Raw genomic sequence first — 3033 nt, 5'->3', positions numbered from 1 at the left:
CAACACCACAACTCCGTACGACGCCTCGCCACCAAGTTCTCAGGTCAGGTGCACGAGGCCGCCCGGCGCGCCCTCGGGCACGGGCAGGGCGCGCTGGACCGGGCGGCCTTCGAGGCCGTCTTCCCGCACGGGCGCGCCCCGGCCCGGCTCGGCGGGGCCACCGGGTGGGCGTCCGCCGTCCTCGCCGAGGGGCTGCTGATCCGCTCCGGGAGCGGCTACCGCTTCGCGCACGAGGAGTTCGCCGACTGGGTCCAGGGCACGCATCTCGACCTGGACGAGGCGCTCCACGTCCTGGTCCACCGCCCGCACACCGAGCGTCCGCCCGGGGTGCTGCCGGTGCCGCACCACCGGATCGGGCCCGTCGTCCAGGCCCTGCTGCTCCTCGGCCGCCGCGGCCCCCGCCGGCTCGCCTTCCGGCTGCGGGAGCTGGCCGACGCCCTCGACCGGGACCCCGCCTCCTGGTGGGCCGCCCGGCTGCTCACCAGCACTCTGCTGCGCACCCCGGACGCCCTGCCGTACCGCGAGGAGCTGCGCCTCCTCGCCGACCGCGTCGTGGCCTGGCGGCGCGCGGGCCAGGCCGTACCCGCCGGGTTCGGGCCCGCCTTCTGGACCGCGCTGGCCCTGCCCGACGCCGAACGGTTCGCCCTGCTGCGGCGGCTGGTGCTGGCCGACCCGGCGGTGCCCGGGGAACCGGGGGAGCGGTACCTGGACGCGGTGGCCCGGCTGCTCGCCGCCGACCCTGCCGCGGGCCAGCCTCACCTCACCCGCTGGTTCGAGGACGAGCGCCCGCTGCCCGCCACCCCGCACGCGACCGTCGCCACCGCCGCCCAGGCCCTGCTGCACACCCACCGCCACGGCGCGCTGGACCACCTCACCGAGGCCCTTATCGACAGCGGCCACCGCAGAGCCGTCGAACTGCTCGCCGTGCTCGCCGAGGACGAGCCCTCCGCCGCCTGCCGTGCCGTCGACCGCTGGGCCCGCGTCGAGGACCCCGCCCACCGGGCCACCGCCCTGGTACTCGCCCGCCGCACCGAACCCCACGCCGGCACCCCCGCCGACCACAACCTGCTGCGCCGCGCCGCCCAGACCCTGCTGGCCCGCCCCGCCGACCGCGCCCTGCACGGTGGTGCCCTGGCCCTGCTGGCCGTCGACCCGGTCAGCCGCGACCAGCACCTGCCGCGGGCGCTCCGCCACTTCGCGGCCGGCGACCGCGGGCTGCCGCCCGGCGCACTCCTCCCGGCCCTGGCCACCCACCCCGACACGGTGCTCGACGCCTTCCGGGCCCGGCTGCGCCACGGCCCGGACCCCGCCCCCGCCCTGCGCGCGCTGGCCGGTCTCAGCGATCCGGCGCTCGCCCGCCGCGTCGCCGCCCTGGTCCGGGAGACGGTCGCGCCCCGCCCGGAGCACGCCCCCCTCGTCGCCGAGTACGTCGACCGCCGTCTCCGCGACGGGCCCACCGCACGCGCCGAACTGCTCCCCCTGCTCACCGGGCTGCTCGGCAAGGGCTTCGAACCGGCCCGCGCCGCCCTGGCCGCCGTCCTCGTCGCCCCCGGCACCCCGGCCACGACCCCGCTGCGCCGCGAACTGCTGGACCTGCTGCTCGCCCATGAACGGGACCCCGGCGTCCTGGTCGCGGTGGTGCGCGCGGCCGCCGCCCTGCTCGACGGCGACGGCGACGGCGACGGCGCGGGTCCGGCGGTGGAGGAGGCCCAGGGGCTCGTCCACCGCACCGCCCGTCTCCTCGGCCGTACCCCCGAGGGCGCCGACCGGTGTCTGACCGACCTCGTCCGCGAGCTGCCCGGCTTCGCCGCCCGGCTGGCCCGCCGGCTGAGGGAGGCCCCGGACGACTGGATCGCCGTCGTGGGCCCCGGCGCGCGGCGCGCGATCGAGGAGCCTGCCGGCACGCCCGTACCGGCGTGAGCAGGGGTTTCGGACGTGCCCCCGGTCACAGGGGCCGTACCGATGCGAGCCCCCGCGAGCGGGCATGGCACTCTTGGACCTGCACAAGAGTCAGACACGGACACGGGTTCGAGGAGCGGTCACAGTGCAGCGCTGGCGTGGCTTGGAGGACATCCCTCAGGACTGGGGGCGCAGCGTCGTCACCATCGGGTCCTACGACGGGGTCCACCGCGGCCACCAGTTGATCATCGAGCACGCCGTCGACCGCGCCCGCAAGCTGGGCGTCCCGGCCGTCGTGGTCACCTTCGACCCGCACCCCAGCGAGGTCGTACGGCCCGGCAGCCACCCCCCGCTGCTCGCCCCGCACCCGCGCCGGTGCGAACTGATGGCGGACCTCGGGGTCGACGCGGTGCTCGTGCTCCCCTTCACCACCGAGTTCTCGCAGCTCTCCCCGGCCGACTTCGTCGTCAAGGTGCTGGTCGACAAGCTGCACGCCAAGGCCGTCGTGGAGGGCCCGAACTTCCGCTTCGGGCACCGCGCCGCCGGCACCGTGGACTTCCTCGCCGAGCAGGGCCGGGTCTACGACTTCGACGTGGAGATCGTCGACCTGTACCTCACCGGTGAGGCGGGCGGTGGCAAGCCGTTCTCCTCCACGCTGACCCGCACCCTGATCGCGGCGGGCGATGTCGCCGGGGCCCGCGAGATCCTGGGGCGCCCGCACCGCGTGGAGGGCGTCGTCGTCCGGGGCGCCCAGCGCGGCCGCGATCTCGGCTTCCCCACCGCCAACGTGGAGACCCTGCCGCACACCGCCATCCCCGCCGACGGCGTCTATGCCGGGTACCTGTACGCCCAGGGCGAGACGATGCCCGCCGCGATCTCGGTCGGCACCAACCCGCAGTTCGACGGCACCGAGCGCACGGTGGAGGCGTACGCCATCGACCGCGTCGGCCTCGACCTGTACGGGCTGCACGTCGCCGTCGAGTTCCTCGCCTATGTGCGCGGCCAGGCGAAGTTCGACTCGCTGGAGGGTCTGCTGGAGCAGATGGGCGCGGACGTGGAGCGGTGCCGGGAGATCGTGGCCGCGGAGGCGTAGCTGCTCCGTACAGGTGAAAGGGCGGCCGGTGCGCTGAGCAC

At 76.2% G+C, this 3033-nt stretch carries 1 protein-coding gene and 1 pseudogene; both read left to right on the top strand.

The genetic code is table 11. The features are described 5' to 3' along the window. Positions 1–1920, top strand: a pseudogene (locus tag ACFWN1_RS32570) (serine protease); the annotation flags it as partial. A gap of 124 nt (positions 1921–2044) precedes the next feature. Then, on the top strand, positions 2045–2992 hold the full coding sequence (locus ACFWN1_RS32565) for a bifunctional riboflavin kinase/FAD synthetase (RefSeq protein ID WP_384370145.1): 948 nt from the start codon (positions 2045–2047) through the stop codon (positions 2990–2992). The last annotated feature ends 41 nt before the right edge of the window (positions 2993–3033 follow it).

This window comes from Streptomyces sp. NPDC058459 (assembly GCF_042721685.1).
GTDB lineage: Bacteria > Actinomycetota > Actinomycetes > Streptomycetales > Streptomycetaceae > Streptomyces.
The sequence above is the reverse complement of the archived record's forward strand: the minus strand, read 5'-3'. Positions and strand labels throughout refer to the sequence as shown.